The 14,764-nt window shown below is 66.9% G+C and carries 16 protein-coding genes; 9 read left to right on the top strand and 7 right to left on the bottom strand.

The features are described 5' to 3' along the window. Positions 1-93: 93 nt before the first annotated feature. The 7 genes from AC1G9C_RS00775 to AC1G9C_RS00805 are packed head-to-tail and all read right to left on the bottom strand — an operon-like array spanning position 94 to position 6,369. Entirely contained in the window at positions 94-2,190 is a 2,097-nt protein-coding gene (locus tag AC1G9C_RS00775) for a flagellar biosynthesis protein FlhA (protein WP_021441815.1), read from the bottom strand. A gap of 3 nt (positions 2,191-2,193) precedes the next feature. Continuing rightward, positions 2,194-3,327 carry a flagellar biosynthesis protein FlhB gene (flhB, locus tag AC1G9C_RS00780; RefSeq protein WP_021441814.1) on the bottom strand — a complete coding sequence of 378 codons (1,134 nt, stop codon included), beginning with the start codon at positions 3,325-3,327 and terminating at the stop codon, positions 2,194-2,196. Next, entirely contained in the window at positions 3,320-4,120 is an 801-nt protein-coding gene (gene fliR, locus AC1G9C_RS00785) for a flagellar biosynthetic protein FliR (RefSeq protein WP_031302524.1), read from the bottom strand. Before fliR ends, flhB begins: the two co-directional genes overlap by 8 nt. A 5-nt stretch (positions 4,121-4,125) precedes the next feature. Beyond that, positions 4,126-4,398, bottom strand: a complete 273-nt coding sequence (locus AC1G9C_RS00790; RefSeq protein ID WP_021441812.1) for a flagellar biosynthetic protein FliQ — start codon at positions 4,396-4,398, stop codon at positions 4,126-4,128. 11 nt (positions 4,399-4,409) lie between these two features. After that, the gene (gene fliP, locus AC1G9C_RS00795) at positions 4,410-5,162 is read right to left on the bottom strand and encodes a flagellar type III secretion system pore protein FliP (protein ID WP_480409194.1); all 753 of its coding nucleotides are present in this window, start codon (positions 5,160-5,162) and stop codon (positions 4,410-4,412) included. Beyond that, positions 5,162-5,533 (bottom strand): flagellar motor switch protein FliN, encoded by a 372-nt coding sequence (fliN, locus tag AC1G9C_RS00800; protein WP_480409195.1) that lies wholly within the window; start codon positions 5,531-5,533, stop codon positions 5,162-5,164. Before fliN ends, fliP begins: the two co-directional genes overlap by 1 nt. Further along, positions 5,530-6,369 (bottom strand): FliM/FliN family flagellar motor switch protein, encoded by an 840-nt coding sequence (locus AC1G9C_RS00805; protein WP_480409196.1) that lies wholly within the window; start codon positions 6,367-6,369, stop codon positions 5,530-5,532. The genes fliN and AC1G9C_RS00805 overlap by 4 nt, the downstream gene beginning before the upstream one ends. Positions 6,370-6,844: 475 nt before the next feature. Between AC1G9C_RS00805 and AC1G9C_RS00810 the strand changes: the two genes are divergently transcribed. The 9 genes from AC1G9C_RS00810 (at position 6,845) to flgN (ending at position 14,628) form a co-directional block, all read left to right on the top strand. After that, positions 6,845-8,254: a sigma-54 dependent transcriptional regulator gene (locus tag AC1G9C_RS00810; RefSeq protein WP_480409197.1), complete on the top strand. Its 1,410-nt coding sequence runs from the start codon at positions 6,845-6,847 to the stop codon at positions 8,252-8,254. 11 nt (positions 8,255-8,265) lie between these two features. Beyond that, positions 8,266-8,601, top strand: a complete 336-nt coding sequence (gene fliE / locus AC1G9C_RS00815) for a flagellar hook-basal body complex protein FliE (RefSeq protein WP_021445085.1) — start codon at positions 8,266-8,268, stop codon at positions 8,599-8,601. 20 nt (positions 8,602-8,621) lie between these two features. Continuing rightward, the gene (gene fliF, locus AC1G9C_RS00820) at positions 8,622-10,301 is read left to right on the top strand and encodes a flagellar basal-body MS-ring/collar protein FliF (protein ID WP_480409198.1); all 1,680 of its coding nucleotides are present in this window, start codon (positions 8,622-8,624) and stop codon (positions 10,299-10,301) included. Further along, a complete protein-coding gene (locus AC1G9C_RS00825; protein ID WP_480409199.1) occupies positions 10,276-11,340 on the top strand; it encodes a FliG C-terminal domain-containing protein in 1,065 nt (354 codons plus the stop codon). Before fliF ends, AC1G9C_RS00825 begins: the two co-directional genes overlap by 26 nt. Position 11,341: 1 nt before the next feature. Then, positions 11,342-12,034: a flagellar assembly protein FliH gene (gene fliH, locus AC1G9C_RS00830; protein WP_021442316.1), complete on the top strand. Its 693-nt coding sequence runs from the start codon at positions 11,342-11,344 to the stop codon at positions 12,032-12,034. A 1-nt stretch (position 12,035) separates the two neighbouring features. Next, positions 12,036-13,352 (top strand): flagellar protein export ATPase FliI, encoded by a 1,317-nt coding sequence (gene fliI / locus AC1G9C_RS00835; protein ID WP_021442317.1) that lies wholly within the window; start codon positions 12,036-12,038, stop codon positions 13,350-13,352. Beyond that, positions 13,349-13,774: a flagellar FliJ family protein gene (locus tag AC1G9C_RS00840; RefSeq protein ID WP_480409200.1), complete on the top strand. Its 426-nt coding sequence runs from the start codon at positions 13,349-13,351 to the stop codon at positions 13,772-13,774. The genes fliI and AC1G9C_RS00840 overlap by 4 nt, the downstream gene beginning before the upstream one ends. A 135-nt stretch (positions 13,775-13,909) precedes the next feature. Continuing rightward, on the top strand, positions 13,910-14,188 hold the full coding sequence (gene flgM, locus AC1G9C_RS00845) for a flagellar biosynthesis anti-sigma factor FlgM (RefSeq protein ID WP_480409201.1): 279 nt from the start codon (positions 13,910-13,912) through the stop codon (positions 14,186-14,188). Further along, positions 14,185-14,628: a flagellar protein FlgN gene (gene flgN, locus AC1G9C_RS00850; RefSeq protein ID WP_021442320.1), complete on the top strand. Its 444-nt coding sequence runs from the start codon at positions 14,185-14,187 to the stop codon at positions 14,626-14,628. Before flgM ends, flgN begins: the two co-directional genes overlap by 4 nt. Positions 14,629-14,764: the final 136 nt, after the last annotated feature.

Raw genomic sequence — 14,764 nt, forward strand, 5'->3', positions numbered from 1 at the left:
CGGGCGGTGCGCGCGGCGCCCCTAGCCGAGGGCGCGCGCTTCGCTGTGCTGGAGGTGAAGAGCGACATCCACCCGGCGATGAACGGGCCCCGGTTAGCCCAGGGTGCCGAGGATATTGACGCCGACCCGGTCGGGAATCTCGTTCTGCGACAGCACGTGCAGGCCGGGGCTGAACACCCGCGCGTAGCGCGCCAGCAGCGGGCGCAGCTGCGGCATCACGGTGAGGATCGGCGGATGGCCGTCCTTGCGCAACTTCTCCTTCACCACCGGCATGCTGGTCTGCAACTGATTGAGCAGGCTGGGCTCGACCGGGATGTTGTCCAGGCTCACCGGGCCGGCTTGCTGGGCGATGGCCAGGGCCCCCAGCAGGGTGTTTTCCAGGGCATTCTCGAGGATGAACACCGACAGCTCCTGCCGCTCGCCGGCGATCATGCCGACGATGCTGCGGCGCAGCGCGTAGCGCACGTCGGAGGCCAGCAGCACTGGGTCCTTGGTCGATTCGCTGGCTTCCAGCAGGGTGGTGGCAATGGTGACGATGTCCTTGAGCGGCACCTGCTCCTGCAGCAGCTGGCGGTAGACGCGGTGCTGCTGGGTATAGCTGAGCTGGTTCTTCAAGCTCTCGGCCAGCTTCGGCGCCTGCAGCTGCAGGCGCTGCATCAGTTGGTCGACATCGTCGTGCTTGAACACATCCGGCAGGTGTTCGCGGATCACCTTGTTCAGGTGGGTGGCGATCACGCTGGCGCAGTCGATCACCTGGTAGCCGAGGTTCAGCGCACGGGCCTTGTCTTCCGGCTGGATCCATACCACTTGCATGCGATAGGCCGGATCGACACCGAGGATGCCGTCGATCTCGCCGTACAGCTCCGGCGAGGGGATGGCCATCATGCGGTCGGCATGCAGCTCGGCGCCGTCGAGCTTCTCGCCGTTGATCTGGATGCTGTACTGCGAGGCCTTCAGGCGCAGGCTGTCGCGGATCTGCACCTCGGGTAGGAGAAAGCCCAGGCTCTCCGAGAGGGTCTGGCGCACGCCGCGCACGCGCTGGGTGAGCGGCGCGCCGGCAGCCTCGTTGACCAAACCGACCAGCTTGTAACCCAGCGACACCGACAGACGCTCGACCAGCGGAATATCCTCCCAGGCCAGGTTCTGCGCGCGCTCCTGCTCCATCGCCTTGCCCAGCGCTTCCACCTGCTGCAGGCTGTCCGCCTCGCTTGGCGGCGCGTTGCGCGAGACCATCCAGGCGATAAAGGCCACCAGCGCGGCGAAGCTGATAAAGGCCAGATGCGGCATGCCCGGCACCAGCGCCAGGGTGAACAGAATGCCGGCCACGGTGTAGAGCAGCGCCGGCTGGGCCAGCAACTGGCGGTGTACCTGCTGGGTGATTTCCGAGGATTCGTTGATCCGCGTGACGATGATGGCCGCCGCGGTGGACAGCAGCAGTGCCGGAATCTGCGCCACCAGGCCGTCGCCAATGGTGAGCAGGGCGTACAGCTTGAAGGCTTCGCCGGCGCCCAGGTCGTAGATGAACAGGCCGATGGCGAAGCCGCCGAACAGGTTGATCAACAGGATCAGGATGCCGGCGACGGCGTCGCCGCGGACGAACTTCGAGGCGCCGTCCATCGCTCCGTAGAAGTCGGCTTCCTTGGCCACCTCGGCGCGCCGGCGCTTGGCCTCGTGCTGGTCGATCAGGCCGGCGTTGAGGTCGGCGTCGATGGCCATCTGCTTGCCGGGCAGGGCATCCAGGGTGAAGCGCGCGGTGACTTCGGAGATGCGCTCGCCGCCCTTGGTGATGACGATGAAGTTGATGATCATCAGGATTACGAACACCACCAGGCCGACGATGAAGTTGCCGCCGATCACCACCTCGCCGAACGATTCGATCACCTTGCCCGCCGCGCCGGTGCCGGTATGCCCCTCGAGCAGCACCACGCGGGTGGAGGCGACGTTCAGGCACAGGCGCAGCAATGTGGTGATCAGGATCACCGTGGGGAACAGGGAGAAGTCCAGCGGGCTCTTCGACGACACGCTGACCAGCAGCACCAGGATGGCCATGGCGATGTTGAAGGTGAACAGGGCATCGAGCAGCACCGGCGGCAGCGGCAGGATGACCATGGCCAGGATCGACAGGATCAGCACCGGGATGCCGATGCGGCCGCTGCGGAAGGTGGGCGCGAGTTGCTGCAGTAGGTTCATGGATCAGCCCCTGTTGGCCAAGCTGTCGGGAATCGGAAGGTTGCTCGCCAGGTGTGGCTTGCTTCTGCGGCCCTGGCGCCAGGCCTTGAGCTGCAGGATGTAGGTCAGTACGTGGGCCACCGCGGTGTACAGCGGCGCCGGGATCTGCTGGTTGACCTGGGTGCTGTGGTAGATGGCGCGCGCCAGCGGCGGAATCTCCAGCACCTCGAGTTCGTGCTTTTTGGCCATCTGGCGCATGTACAGCGCGGTCTCGTCGACGCCCTTGGCCAGCACGAAGGGCGCGGCGGCCTTCTTCGCGTCGTACTTGAGCGCCACGGCGAAGTGCACCGGGTTGACGATGATCACGTCGGCGTTCTTGATCACCTTGCTGATCTGTCGTTGCAGCATCTGCCGCTGCAACTGCTTGATGCGCGCCTTGACCTCGGGGCGGCCCTCCTGGTTCTTGTGCTCTTCCTTGCGCTCCTGCTTGGTCATGCGCATCTTCTTGAGGAAGAAGTAGCGCTGCAGCGGGATGTCGATAAAGGAAAACAGCACGAACACCAGCAGCAGGCACAGGGTCAGGTTGAAGGTCAGGCTCAGCGCCGCGGAGATGGCCTGCAGCACGCTGCTGCGCTGCAGGGCGATCAGTTCCGGTAGCGCGGCGCGCACCAGCACATAGCCGACGCCGAGCAGCACCAGCACCTTGAGCACCGACTTGAGCAGCTCGCTCCAGTTCTGCGCGGAGAAGATTCGCCCGAGGCCGGTGATGGGGTTGAGCTTGCTCAGCTTGGGCGTGAAGTTCTTCGCCGAGAACACCCAGCCGCCCGGCACCAGCGACAGCGCCACCACCAGCAGCGAGGTGAGCAGCAGCGGCGCCAGCAGCTTGATGAACACCAGGATGTTGTAGCCGAGCAGGGTGTCGAGATCGTCCAGGCCGATCTCGCTGTGGCCGAACTGGATATAGGACAGGCGGAAGCTGTCGCTCAGCCCCTCGAGGAACAGCCCGGCGCTGAACTTGAGGATGAACAGGGTGGCGAGCAGCGAGATGGTGGTCGACAGGTCCTTGGAACGCGCGACCTGGCCGTCCTCCTTGCTCTTCTTCAGCTTGTGCGCGGAGGCCTCTTCCGTCTTTTCCTGACCGCTGTTTTGCTCAGACATGGCCGCCCTCGCGCAGGATCACGCCGATATCGTCGAGCAGCTCGCGGGTCAGGTGCAGGTAGCTGTCCGGCAGGTTGGGCAGGGTCAGGTAGATGCACAACAGGCCCATCAGGATGCTGATGGGAAAGCCCAGGGAGAACAGGTTCATCGCTGGCGAAATACGGTTGAGCAGGCCGAAGCAGAACTGCACCAGGGTCAGGCAGAACACCAGCGGCAGGGTCACCAGCACGGCGGCGGCCAACACCCAGGCGAAGGCCTGAATGAAACTCTGCGCGCCGAGGTAATGCAGGCCGCTGCCCACCGGCCAGAACAGGAAACTCTGGTACAGCACGCTGACCGTGACCAGATGGCCGTCGATGGCGAAGAACAGCAGCACCAGCAGGATGAAGTACAGCTGATAGATGATCGACGACGACGACACGCCGTTTACCGGGTCGTTGTAGCGCGCCATGCTCATGCCCATCTGGGTCGACACCACCTCGCCGACCAGCATGAAGATGGTGAACACCAGCTGCAGGGTCAGCCCCAGCAGCACGCCGAAGGCGACCTGCTCCAGGGCGGTGAACAGTCCTTGCAGCGATAGCGGATCGATCGGCGGCATGTCCGGCAGGGCGGCGCCCAGCGCCAGCGTCAGCGCCAGGGCGAGGAGGATGCGCACGCGCACCGACACCGCCTTGTGGTTGAACAGCGGCGCCATGCTCATCAGCGCCAGGATGCGGCAGAACGGCCACCAGTAAGCCTGCAGGCTGGACAGGTAGCTGCCGGCGTGCAGCAGGGGCTCGTCTAGGGGCATGGGCATCAGCCGACCAGGTGGCCGGCCTGCTTGAAGGTTTCGATGAACAGATCGCCCAGGGTGCGCAGGATCCAGTGGCCGGCGAACACCAGCATGGCCAGGGTGATCAGCAGGCGCGGCAGGAAGCTGAGCATCTGTTCGTTGATCTGCGTGGCGGCCTGGAAAATGCTCACCAAGAGGCCGCCGAGCAGGCTCGGCACCACCAGCACGCAGACGATCAGGCCGGTGATGTAGACCGCATGGGCCACCAGTCCGGCGGCGTATTCGGGGGTGAGCATGGGCGACCTCGCTAATACGGCTGAACGCTGCTGGTGAGGGTGCCGACCAGCAGGGTCCAGCCGTCGACCAGGACGAAGATCATCAGTTTGAACGGCAGCGAGATCATCATCGGCGACAGCATCATCATGCCCATCGCCATCAGCACGCTGGCCACCACCAAGTCGATCACCAGAAAAGGCACGAAGATCATGAAACCGAGCTGGAAGGCGGTCTTCAGCTCGCTGAGCACGAACGCCGGCAGCAGCAGGGAGAAGTCCAGCTCGGCCAGATCCTCCGGCAGCTCCTCGCCAGCCAGGGCGACCAGGGTCTCCAGCGAGTTCTTGCTGGTCTGCGCCAGCATGAACTGGCTGATGATGCGCTTGCCTTCGCCCAGGCCCTGCTCGAGGCTGATCTGGTCCGCCTCGAACGGCACGTAGGCCTGGGTGTAGACCTCCTGCCACACCGGGCGCATCACCAGCAGGGTGAGGCACAGGGCGATGCCGATCAGCACCGGGTTGGGCGGGCTCTGCTGCAGGCCGATGGCCTGGCGCAGGATGGCCAGGACGATGATGAAGCGGGTGAAGCAGGTCATCATCAGCAGCATGGCCGGGAGGAAGCCCAGCAAGGTCATGATCAGCAGGATCTGCAGCTTGACGCTGAGGGTCTGGCCGTTCTCGCTGTCGTTGAAGTTGAGCAGGGTGATGTCGCCGCCGGCGGCCTGGGCCAGCAGCGGGCAGCCCAGGGCCGCCAGCAGCAGGCCGAGGTGCAGCAGGCGGCGCGGCATCAGGCGCCCAGCCCGCTGAGGGCGCTGCCGGACAGCTCGACGATGCGCAGGCCGTAGTTGCCGTTGAGCACCACCACTTCGGCCTTGGCGAACAGCGCGCCGTTGACCTTCACGTCCAGCGGCTCGCCGGCCAGCTTGTCGAGGGCGATCACGCTGCCGGCGTCGACGTCCATCAGCTCCTTCAGCGAGATCTCGGTGGAGGCCACTTCCAGGGTGACGTTGACCGGGATCTTGCCGAAGAAGCTCAGGTCCTGCTGCGGCAGGGTCGCCGGGCCGTCGACGGGCGCAGCTTGCGGCTCCAGCTCGTCCAGGTTGAGCCCGGCGTCGTTGATCAGGTTGTCGAAATCGTTATCGGAAATGGGGCTGCTCATGGGGTCTTCACGCTCTCAAGAGAAGTCAGGAACAGGGAGCCGTCGTCTTCGAAGATGGCGCCGCGAAACAGCTTGTGCTGGTTGATCTGCACCTCGCAGCGTTCCAGCAGGCGCATCGGCAGGATGTCGCCGGGGCGCAGGCCCAGCACCTGGGACAGGGGCATCTGCAGGCTGGCCACCACGCAGTCCAGGCGCACCGGCAGCTGGCGGATCTGGTTCAGCGAATTGCCGCCCTGGGCCGTCGGCGCCCGGCTGCTCAGGCGGCTGGTGAGCTCGTCGACCAGCTGGGTGTCCAGGTAGATGAAGATCGACGCCTGGCTGCCGGTGATATGGCTGGTGAAGTGGAACTCGGCGACGTATTCCCACACCGCCTCGTCGTAGGCGTTGTCGTGGGGTTCGAGCTTGCCGAAGGTGTCGCCGGCGAGGATCGAGCGGGCGAACAGCTGACTGACGTCCAGCCCCAGGCGCGTGCGCATGCGCTGCTCGGAGCTGCTGATCGGCGGCGCCTCGTGGCTGGGCAGGCAGGTGCCGCCGTAGTAGCACTCCAGCGCCTCGGTCAGCAGCGCGCGGTCGATGGCGAAGCCGACCTTGCCCAGCGTCGAGCGATACAGGCACTCGGCGTCCTGCACCACCTGTTCATGGACCTCCACCTTGAGCAACTCCAGGTTGATCCGGTAGTTGCGCAGAAAGTAGTCGCTGATGATCCGCGGGTACTTGCTGGAGAGCTCGCGAATATAGTGCGGAATCTTGTGGTAGTGCCGGCCAAGTTTCTGCGGTTTCAACCGGATCAGACTGTCGGCGGGCACGCCATGATGGACTTTTTTAATGCCACTCATGTTGTGTGCTGTATTCCTGGTTGTAACTGCGTGGGCGCCGCCGGTTAGCCAGGCGGGCATTGCAGGAGACAGTTTGGGGTGCCGGCAGGCCGTTGCGCATTGCGTTGGCCATGGCGTCGATTCCATCCCGGCGCTGCGCTGCAGGCCAGTGATGACGAGGGGGAGTCTAGGTAGCGGGGGGCGGGAAATTAAATCAATAGATATCAAATGCTGTCTTTGATGGCGGATGGCCAGCATTGATGGCAATTGATACTAAGTAACTCGCGAATTTCTGTGCGCTTGTTAACGTCGCCGCCGTGATGCCGTCGAGGCCTATAGAGGAAGACGTCGGTAGTTGACCGCGTTGATCGATAAGGGCGACGGAAAGTTCGAAAAGATTAAGTGGCCGAGTGCAAAAAAACTGTCATCTGCTTGGCAGATTGAAACTCGGGACGCAACTTGCCAGCGGGCAGATAAAGACAACGGGTGATTTACCTTGAAGCGTTCAACTCAAACGGTAAGTTACGCCTGCGACGGGCTGTTCGACGAACTGCCGGGGCAGCAACATATAGTGGTGGTCGGCCAGGCCGATGCCGCCAGCGACGGCCTGCTGAGCGGCAGCCTGCGCCGTCAGGGCTACCGGGTGCGGCGTTTCGCCAGTTGCCTGGAGCTCGACCCGCAGGTCCTGCAGAGCGCCAGCCTGGTGCTGGTGTTCGTCAGCAGCCTGGCCGGGCCCAGCCTGTATGCCCAGGTTGGCGCCATGCTGCGCCAGGCCAGCCGCGTCGGCGTGGTGCCGGTGGTGGAGTACGCCGACCAGGAGAAGGCCGCCGCGCTGCTCGAGCTGGGTTGCGTCGACTACCTGCTGGCGCCGTTCAGCGAGGCTCAGCTGAGTGCGCTGCTGCGCCGCCAGGAATCGGCCAGCGCCGGCGAGGAAGGCTTCGTCTCCTGCTCGCAGGCCGGTCGCCGCCTGCTGGCCATGGCCCAGCGCGTGGCCATGACCCGCGCGCCCATCCTCATCACCGGCGAGACCGGCACCGGCAAGGAGCTGATGGCGCGCTACATCCACCGCTTCTCGGCCGCCGGTGACGCGCCCTTTATCGCGGTGAACTGCGCGGCGATTCCCGAGCAGATGCTCGAATCCATCCTCTTCGGCCACGAGAAGGGCGCCTTCACCGGCGCGGTCAGCGCCCAGCCGGGTAAGTTCGAGCTGGCCAACGGCGGCACCCTGCTGCTCGACGAGATCGGCGAGCTGCCCCTGGGCCTGCAGGCCAAGCTGCTGCGCGTGCTGCAGGAGCAGTGCGTCGAGCGCCTCGGCGGGCGCAAGGAAATCCCCCTCGACGTGCGCATCGTCGCCGCCACCAACCGCGACCTGCAGCAGGAGGTGGCCGAGGGCCGTTTCCGCGCCGACCTGATGTTCCGCCTCGACGTGCTGCCGCTGCACATCAGCCCGCTGCGCGAGCGCAAGGACGACGTGCTGCCGCTGGCGCGCCGCTTCATTCGCCAGTACGCGGCGCAGGACGCGCGCCACGAGCTGCTCACCGAGGACGCCTGCCGCGCGCTGCTGGCCCACGACTGGCCGGGCAACGTGCGTGAGCTGGAGAACTGCCTGCAGCGCGCCCTGGTGCTGCGCAACGGCCTGTATATCCAGGCCCAGGACCTCGGCCTGGCGGTGCCGCCGAGCGCGCCTGCCGAGCCGGCGCCACGCCTGCAGCCGCAGCTGCTGGAGGGCGGCAAGGCGGCGCTGCGCGCCAGCGGCAAGTGGGCCGAGTACCAGCACGTGATCGACACCATCCGCCGTTTCGGCGGGCACAAGACCAAGGCCGCCGAGAGCCTCGGCATGACCCCGCGCGCGTTGCGCTACCGCCTCAACGCCATGCGCGAGCAGGGCGTACAGATTCCCGTCTAGGAGACCGCAGGATGAACGCTATTACCCAGGTGCAGCAGGACCTGCTGGGCCGCATGGAGCAGTTGAAGAACCTCGGCGAAGCCGCGCCGATCCAGCCGGCGCAGGTCTTCGCCGGACAGCCCGGCGAGGCCGGTTTCGCCGCCGCCTTCGACGACGCGATACGCGCGGTGGACGCCCAGCAGCACCACTCCGGCGCCGCCATGGCCGCGGTCGACAGCGGCCAGAGCGACGATCTGGTCGGCGCCATGATCGAGAGCCAGAAGGCCAGCGTGTCCTTCAGCGCCCTGCTGCAGGTGCGCAACAAGCTGGCCACGGCCTTCGACGACATCATGAAGATGCCGCTGTAAGCGGACCGGGAGCCTGACGCGTGCTGCAGACCCTGAAAAGCAAGCTGCCCGAAGGCGGCCTGAAACTCGACCCGCGCCTGAGCCTGGCCGCCCTGGCGCTGGTCGCCGCGCTGCTGGCCGTTGGCGTGGTGTATTACCTGTGGCGCGACCAGGGCGCCTTCCGCCCGCTCTACGGCGCCGGCGAGGCCTATCCGGCCGCCGAGGTGATGCAGGTGCTCGACGGCGACGCCATCGCCTACCGGCTGCATCCGCAGAGCGGCCAGGTGCTGGTGCGCGAGGATCAGCTCGGCCGCGCGCGCATGTTGCTGGCGGCCAAGGGCGTGCAGGTCAAGGTGCCGGCCGGCTACGAGCTGTTCGACAAGGACGAGCCGCTGGGCACCAGCCAGTTCGTCCAGGACGTGCGCCTCAAACGCAGCCTTGAGGGCGAGCTGGCGCGCACGGTGATGGCGCTCAAGGGCGTCGAGGGTGCCCGCGTGCACCTGGCGCTGCAGGAGAGCAGCAGTTTCGTGGTCGGCAAGCGCGAACCGGGCAAGGCCTCGGTGATGCTGCAGCTGGCGCCCGGTTACAAGCTGGCGCCGGAGCAGGTCAGCGCCATCGTCAACCTGGTGGCCGGCAGCGTGCCGCAGCTCGATGCCGCCAACGTGCAGGTGGTCGACCAGTACGGCGCGCTGCTGTCGCGCGGCCTCGACGGCTGGGGCGGGCCGGCGCAGAACTGGCAGGTGGTCGACGACTACCAGCACAAGGCGGTGGCCAATGCCGAGGCGGTGCTGGCGCCGGTGCTCGGCGGTGGCAACTTCCGCATCAGCGTGGCCGCCGATATCGATTTCAGCCAGAAGGAAGAAACCTTCCAGGCCTACGGCGAGACGCCACGGCTGCGCAACGAAGTGCTGCGCGACGAGAGCGTGCTCGATCAGCTGGCCCTCGGCGTGCCTGGCTCGCTGGCCAACCGTCCGCCGCAGCCTGCGCCCGAGCCGGCCGAAGAGCAGCCGCCGGCCGAAGGCGAGGCGGCCAGCCAGGCCGCCACCTCGCTGCGCAAGGAGTCCAACCGCCAGCTCGATTACGACCAGAGCGTCACCCACGTCAGGCATGCGCCGTTCAGCCTGCGTCAGCAGAGCATCGCCGTGGTGCTCAATGCTGCGGCGGCGCCGGAAGGCGGCTGGACGGACGAGGCACGCGCCGAGCTGGCGGCCATGGTCAAGAGCGCGGTGGGCTTCAACCAGGCGCGCGGCGACCTGCTGACCCTCAGCGTCTTCCCCTTCACCACCGCCAGCGCCGATGCGGCGCAGGGCGAGCCGTTGCCCTGGTGGGAAAACTCCAAGGTGCACGAGCTGGCCAAGCTCGGCGTGTTTACCCTGATCAGCCTGCTGCTGTTGCTGCTGGTGGTACGCCCTGCTGTGCGCGGCCTGAGCCAGCGCAGCCAGCCGAGCGCGGTGCCGGTCGACGGCGACGAGCCGCTGGCCCTGCACGCCGAGCGCGCCGCCGAACGCCTGCTGGCTCGCGTCGGCGACGCGCCGCACGGTGGCGCCACGGTGCTCGGCGAGCTCAATCCGCTGTCGGAAATTCGCCTGCCGGCGCCCGGCTCGGGCCTGGAACTGCAGATCGAGCATCTGCAGATGCTGGCCAAGAACGATCCCGAGCGCGTCTCGGAAGTCATCAAACAATGGATAGGGCGCAATGAACGAGACCTCAACCCAGCCTGACGGCCGCGGTGGTTCCACCGCCAAGGAAATGCGCCTGCGCGTGCAGAACCGTTCGCTGAGCTCCTCCGAGCAGGCCGCCATCCTCATGCTGAGCATGGGCGACGAGATTTCCGCCGGGGTGCTGCGCCACTTCTCGCGCGAGGAGATCGTCGCCATCAGCCAGGCCATGGCGCGCCTGTCCAACGTCAAGCAGCCGATGGTCTCCGACGTGATCGGCCGCTTCTTCGAGGACTACAAGGAGCAGAGCAGCATCAAGGGTGCCTCGCGCGGCTACCTGGCCGGCATGCTCAGCAAGGCGCTGGGCAGCGAGATCACCCGGTCGCTGCTCGACAGCATCTACGGCGAGGAGATCCGCGCCAAGATGGCCAAGATGGAGTGGCTCGATCCCAAGCAGTTCGCCGTGCTGATCGCCAAGGAGCACGCGCAGATGCAGGCGGTGTTCCTCGCCTTCCTGCCGCCGGGCATGGCCAGCGAAGTGCTCGAATGCATGCCCAGGGAGCGCCAGGACGAGCTGCTCTATCGCATCGCCAACCTCAGCGAGGTCAACAGCGACGTGATCGCCGAGCTGGAGCAGCTGATCGACCGCAGCCTGGCAGTGCTCAGCACCCAGGGCTCGCAGGTGCGCGGGGTGAAGCAGGCGGCGGACATCATGAACCGCTTCAAGGGCGACCGGAACCAGATGTTCGAGCTGCTGCGCGCCCATGACGACCAGCTGGTGGAGCGCATCGAGGACGAGATGTACGACTTCTTCATCCTCTCGCGGCAGAACCAGGACGTGCTGCAGGCGCTGCTCGAGGCGGTGCCGCTGGAGGAATGGGTGGTCGCCCTCAAGGGCGCCGAGCCCGAGCTGGTGCGCGCCATCACCGGCGCCATGCCCAAGCGCCAGGCGCAGCAGATGGAGTCGATCAACCGCCGCCAGGGGCCGGTGCCGCTGAGCCGGGTCGAGCAGGTGCGCAAGGACATCATGGCCGTGGTGCGCGAGATGTCGGCCAGCGGCGAGCTGCAGGTGCAGCTGTTCCGCGAACAGACGGTGGAATGAGATGACGCTCAAGGTGATCAGGGGCGATGCCCGCCAGTGGCGCGCCTATCGCTTCCCGCCGCGCAGCAGCCAGCCGGCGGCGGACTGGCGCGGCGATGCCGCCGGCCTGCAGCGGGCGATGGCCGATGGCTTCCAGCAGGGCATCGAGAAGGGCTACCAGGACGGCCTGCAGCAGGGCGAGGACGCCGGGCGCCAGGCCGGCTTCGAACAAGGCCGGGCCGAGGGCTTGCGCCTGGGCCGCGAGGAGGGCCGCAGCGAAGGCCGCCGCGAATTCGAGCAGGCGGCGCAGCCGCTGCAGCGCATCAGCGAGCGTCTCGAGCAGTACCTCGGCGAGCTGGAGCACAAGCGCCGCCAGGAGCTGCTGGAGCTGGTGAAGAAGGTGTCGCAGCAGGTCATCCGCTGCGAGCTGACCCTGCACCCGACCCAGCTGCTGACCCTGGTCGAGGAAGCCCTGGCGAGCATGCCGGGCGAGGCGGACGAGGTGCAGGTGCTGCTCAGCCCCGAGGAATACGCGCGGATCAAGGCGCTGGCGCCGGAGCGCGCGGCCGGCTGGAAACTGGTGGCCGACGAGCGCCTGGCCCTCGGCGAGTGCCGGGTGATCACGCCGCAGGCCGAGGCCGACGTGGGTTGCCAGCAGCGCCTGGATGCCTGCCTCGACACCCTGGCCGAACACCTGCATCTGACCGAGGCCTGAGATGCTCGACTACAAGCTCGACGAAGCGCTGCGCTCGCTCGACGGCGTGCAGCTGGCCAAGGTGGCCGGGCGCCTGGTGCGGGTTTCCGGGCTGCTGCTGGAGAGCCTCGGCTGCCAGCGCAGCACCGGCCAGCGCTGCCGCGTCGAGCAGGCCGACGGCACGCTGCTGGACGCCCAGGTGGTCGGCTTCAACCGCGATATCACCTACCTGATGCCGTTCAAGAAGCCGGTCGGCCTGGCCGCCGGCTCGCGGGTGTTCCCGGCCAAGGACGAAGCGCTGCTGCAGATCGATGAATCCTGGCTCGGCCGGGTGGTCAACGGCCTCGGCGAGCCGCTCGACGAGCGCGGCAAGCTGGGCGGGCGCGACCCGCTACCGGTCGAGCTGCCCACGGTCAATCCGCTCAAGCGCCGGCCGGTGGGGGCGCCGCTGGACGTCGGCGTGCGCGCCATCAATGCCCTGCTGACCCTGGGCAAGGGCCAGCGCGTCGGTCTGTTTGCCGGCAGCGGGGTGGGCAAGAGCGTGCTGCTGGGCATGATCACCCGGCAGACCAAGGCCGAGGTGGTGGTGGTCGGGCTGATCGGCGAGCGCGGCCGCGAGGTGCAGGAGTTTCTCCTGCATTCGCTGGGCGAGGAGGGCCTGCGCAAGGCCGTGGTGGTGGTGGCGCCGGCCAACGAGTCGCCGCTGATGCGGCTGAAGGCCGCCGAGCTGTGCCACAGCATCGCCGCCTACTTCCGCGACCAGGGCCGGGACGTGCTGCTGCTGGTCGATTCGCTGACCCGCTACGCCATGGCCCAGCGCGAGATCGCCCTGGCCCTCGGCGAGCCGCCGGCGACCAAGGGTTATCCGCCGTCGGTGTTCGGCATGCTGCCGGAGCTGGTGGAAAGCGCCGGCAACGGCGAGAGCGGCAGCGGCAGCCTCAGCGCCATCTACACCGTGCTGGCCGAGGGCGACGACCAGCAGGACCCGATCGTCGACTGCGCGCGAGCCATTCTCGACGGCCATATCGTGCTGTCGCGGCGCCTGGCCGACGTCGGCCATTACCCGGCCATCGACATCGCCGCCTCGGTCAGCCGCTGCATGAGCCAGGTCAGCGAGCCGGCGCACCAGGGCGCGGCGCGTCAGTTCAAGGAGTTCTACAGCACCTTCGAGAAGATCAAGGAGCTGATCCCGCTGGGCGGCTACACCCCCGGCATGGACGCCAAGACCGACCGCGCCGTGCAGCTGGCGCCCAGCCTCGAGCGCTTCCTGCGCCAGGAGGTCGGTGCCGGCGCCGAACTCGGCGCCAGCATCGCCACCCTGCAGGGCATCATCAAATGAAACAGCAGATCGAAGTGCTCGGCCGCCTGGCCAGCCTGCGCGGCAGCAAGGTGCAGCAGATGCTCGGCCGGGTCAGCTACCAGCAGAACCTGTGCCAGCGCTACCGCAACAACATCACCGGGCTCAGCCGCCTGTGCGGCTTCAGCGTGCCGATGACCACGCCGCTGCAGCGCGACAACCAGCAGCGCTACAAGGCCACCCTGTACAAGATGGTCGAACTGCAGCGCCGCGAGCTGGCGCTGGCCGAGGAGAACCTGGCGCGCATCCAGGGCGAGCTGCTGGCGGCGATGCGCAGCGAGAAGGCGATCAACCAGTTTCTCGAACACAAGATGAGCCAGTGGCAGCAACTGCTTGCCCAGCAGGAACAGAAGATCCAGGATGGCCTGGCCGCCCAGGCCTGGTGGCGGGCGCAGGTGGGCTGAGTGGCGAGCACGCCAGCCATGGGGGTCGCCGACGAGGTCAAAGATCGCTCCCGAGGATTTTTTGCGGCAAGGGATTTAAGTGCCGGCCGCGGTCGGTCGCTTTAGCCTCATAACACCACGAGTTGGATTCGAATCATGGAAATCAGCAGGCACCTCAAGCCCAGCCTCAACCTGCCCAGCGACGCGCCGGCCCAGGTACAGGGCGCCCGTGCGCAGACCAGCACCGCCTCGCGTGCGGCGGCCAGCGCCGAGCCGCGTCTGGAGCAACTGCAGGAGGCCCTGCGCAGCCTGCCCGAGGTCGATCTGGACAAGGTCGCCCAGCTCAAGGCCGCGCTGGCGCGCGGCGAGCTGAGCAGCGACCCGCAAGCGCTGGCCGGTAGCATGCTGACTTACCACAGCGGTAGCGATGCGTGACGGCGCGTGAGCAACAGCTGCTTCAGGTGATCGAGCAGGACCTGCACCAGGACTGCGCCGACTACCTGAAACTGCGCGGTCTGATGCAGGAGCTGTATCAGCAGTTGCTCAAGCGTGACAGCCGGCAGATCGACCTGCTCAATGAACAGGTCACGCCCCTGGTCGAGCAGGCCAGGGCCCGCGCCGAGCGGCGCAGCAAGGTGCTGGCCGCCTTCCAGCTGGGCAGCGGCAACGCCGCCATGCAGCAACTGCTGGCGCGCTACCCGCAGACCCAGCGCAACAACCTCGAACACACCTGGCAGCAGCTCGGCCAGCTGGCCGGCCAGTGCAAGCGTCTCAACGAGCGCAACGGCAAGCTGCTGGCCATGCACCACGAAATCCTCGAACAGCTGCTCGGCGAGCCGGGCGCCGGCCAGCTGTACGCGCCGCAGCCCTACTAATGGCGAGCGCGAGCTCGGCGGCTTCGCCGGCACCGATTTGGTCGCGACGGGGTGCCCCCCAATAGCGCCTGCCTTGCAATCGATGCTGGGCAGCCCCGCAACGTGATACGCGGGGCTCCGCTACTAGCCCCAGATA

Source organism: Pseudomonas sp. ABa2 (assembly GCF_056676075.1).

What these genes read in the sequence shown, in the direction of transcription:
- fliI (WP_021442317.1), top strand. Translation starts at nt 12,036, where the DNA reads ATGCTCGACTACAAGCTCGACGAAGCGCTGCGCTCGCTCGACGGCGTG.
- AC1G9C_RS00840 (WP_480409200.1), top strand. Translation starts at nt 13,349, where the DNA reads ATGAAACAGCAGATCGAAGTGCTCGGCCGCCTGGCCAGCCTGCGCGGC.
- AC1G9C_RS00805 (WP_480409196.1), bottom strand. Translation starts at nt 6,369, where the DNA reads ATGAGTGGCATTAAAAAAGTCCATCATGGCGTGCCCGCCGACAGTCTG.
- fliE (WP_021445085.1), top strand. Translation starts at nt 8,266, where the DNA reads ATGAACGCTATTACCCAGGTGCAGCAGGACCTGCTGGGCCGCATGGAG.
- fliR (WP_031302524.1), bottom strand. Translation starts at nt 4,120, where the DNA reads ATGCCCCTAGACGAGCCCCTGCTGCACGCCGGCAGCTACCTGTCCAGC.
- fliH (WP_021442316.1), top strand. Translation starts at nt 11,342, where the DNA reads ATGACGCTCAAGGTGATCAGGGGCGATGCCCGCCAGTGGCGCGCCTAT.
- fliN (WP_480409195.1), bottom strand. Translation starts at nt 5,533, where the DNA reads ATGAGCAGCCCCATTTCCGATAACGATTTCGACAACCTGATCAACGAC.
- fliP (WP_480409194.1), bottom strand. Translation starts at nt 5,162, where the DNA reads ATGCCGCGCCGCCTGCTGCACCTCGGCCTGCTGCTGGCGGCCCTGGGC.
- AC1G9C_RS00775 (WP_021441815.1), bottom strand. Translation starts at nt 2,190, where the DNA reads ATGAACCTACTGCAGCAACTCGCGCCCACCTTCCGCAGCGGCCGCATC.
- AC1G9C_RS00825 (WP_480409199.1), top strand. Translation starts at nt 10,276, where the DNA reads ATGAACGAGACCTCAACCCAGCCTGACGGCCGCGGTGGTTCCACCGCC.
- flgM (WP_480409201.1), top strand. Translation starts at nt 13,910, where the DNA reads ATGGAAATCAGCAGGCACCTCAAGCCCAGCCTCAACCTGCCCAGCGAC.
- AC1G9C_RS00790 (WP_021441812.1), bottom strand. Translation starts at nt 4,398, where the DNA reads ATGCTCACCCCCGAATACGCCGCCGGACTGGTGGCCCATGCGGTCTAC.
- flhB (WP_021441814.1), bottom strand. Translation starts at nt 3,327, where the DNA reads ATGTCTGAGCAAAACAGCGGTCAGGAAAAGACGGAAGAGGCCTCCGCG.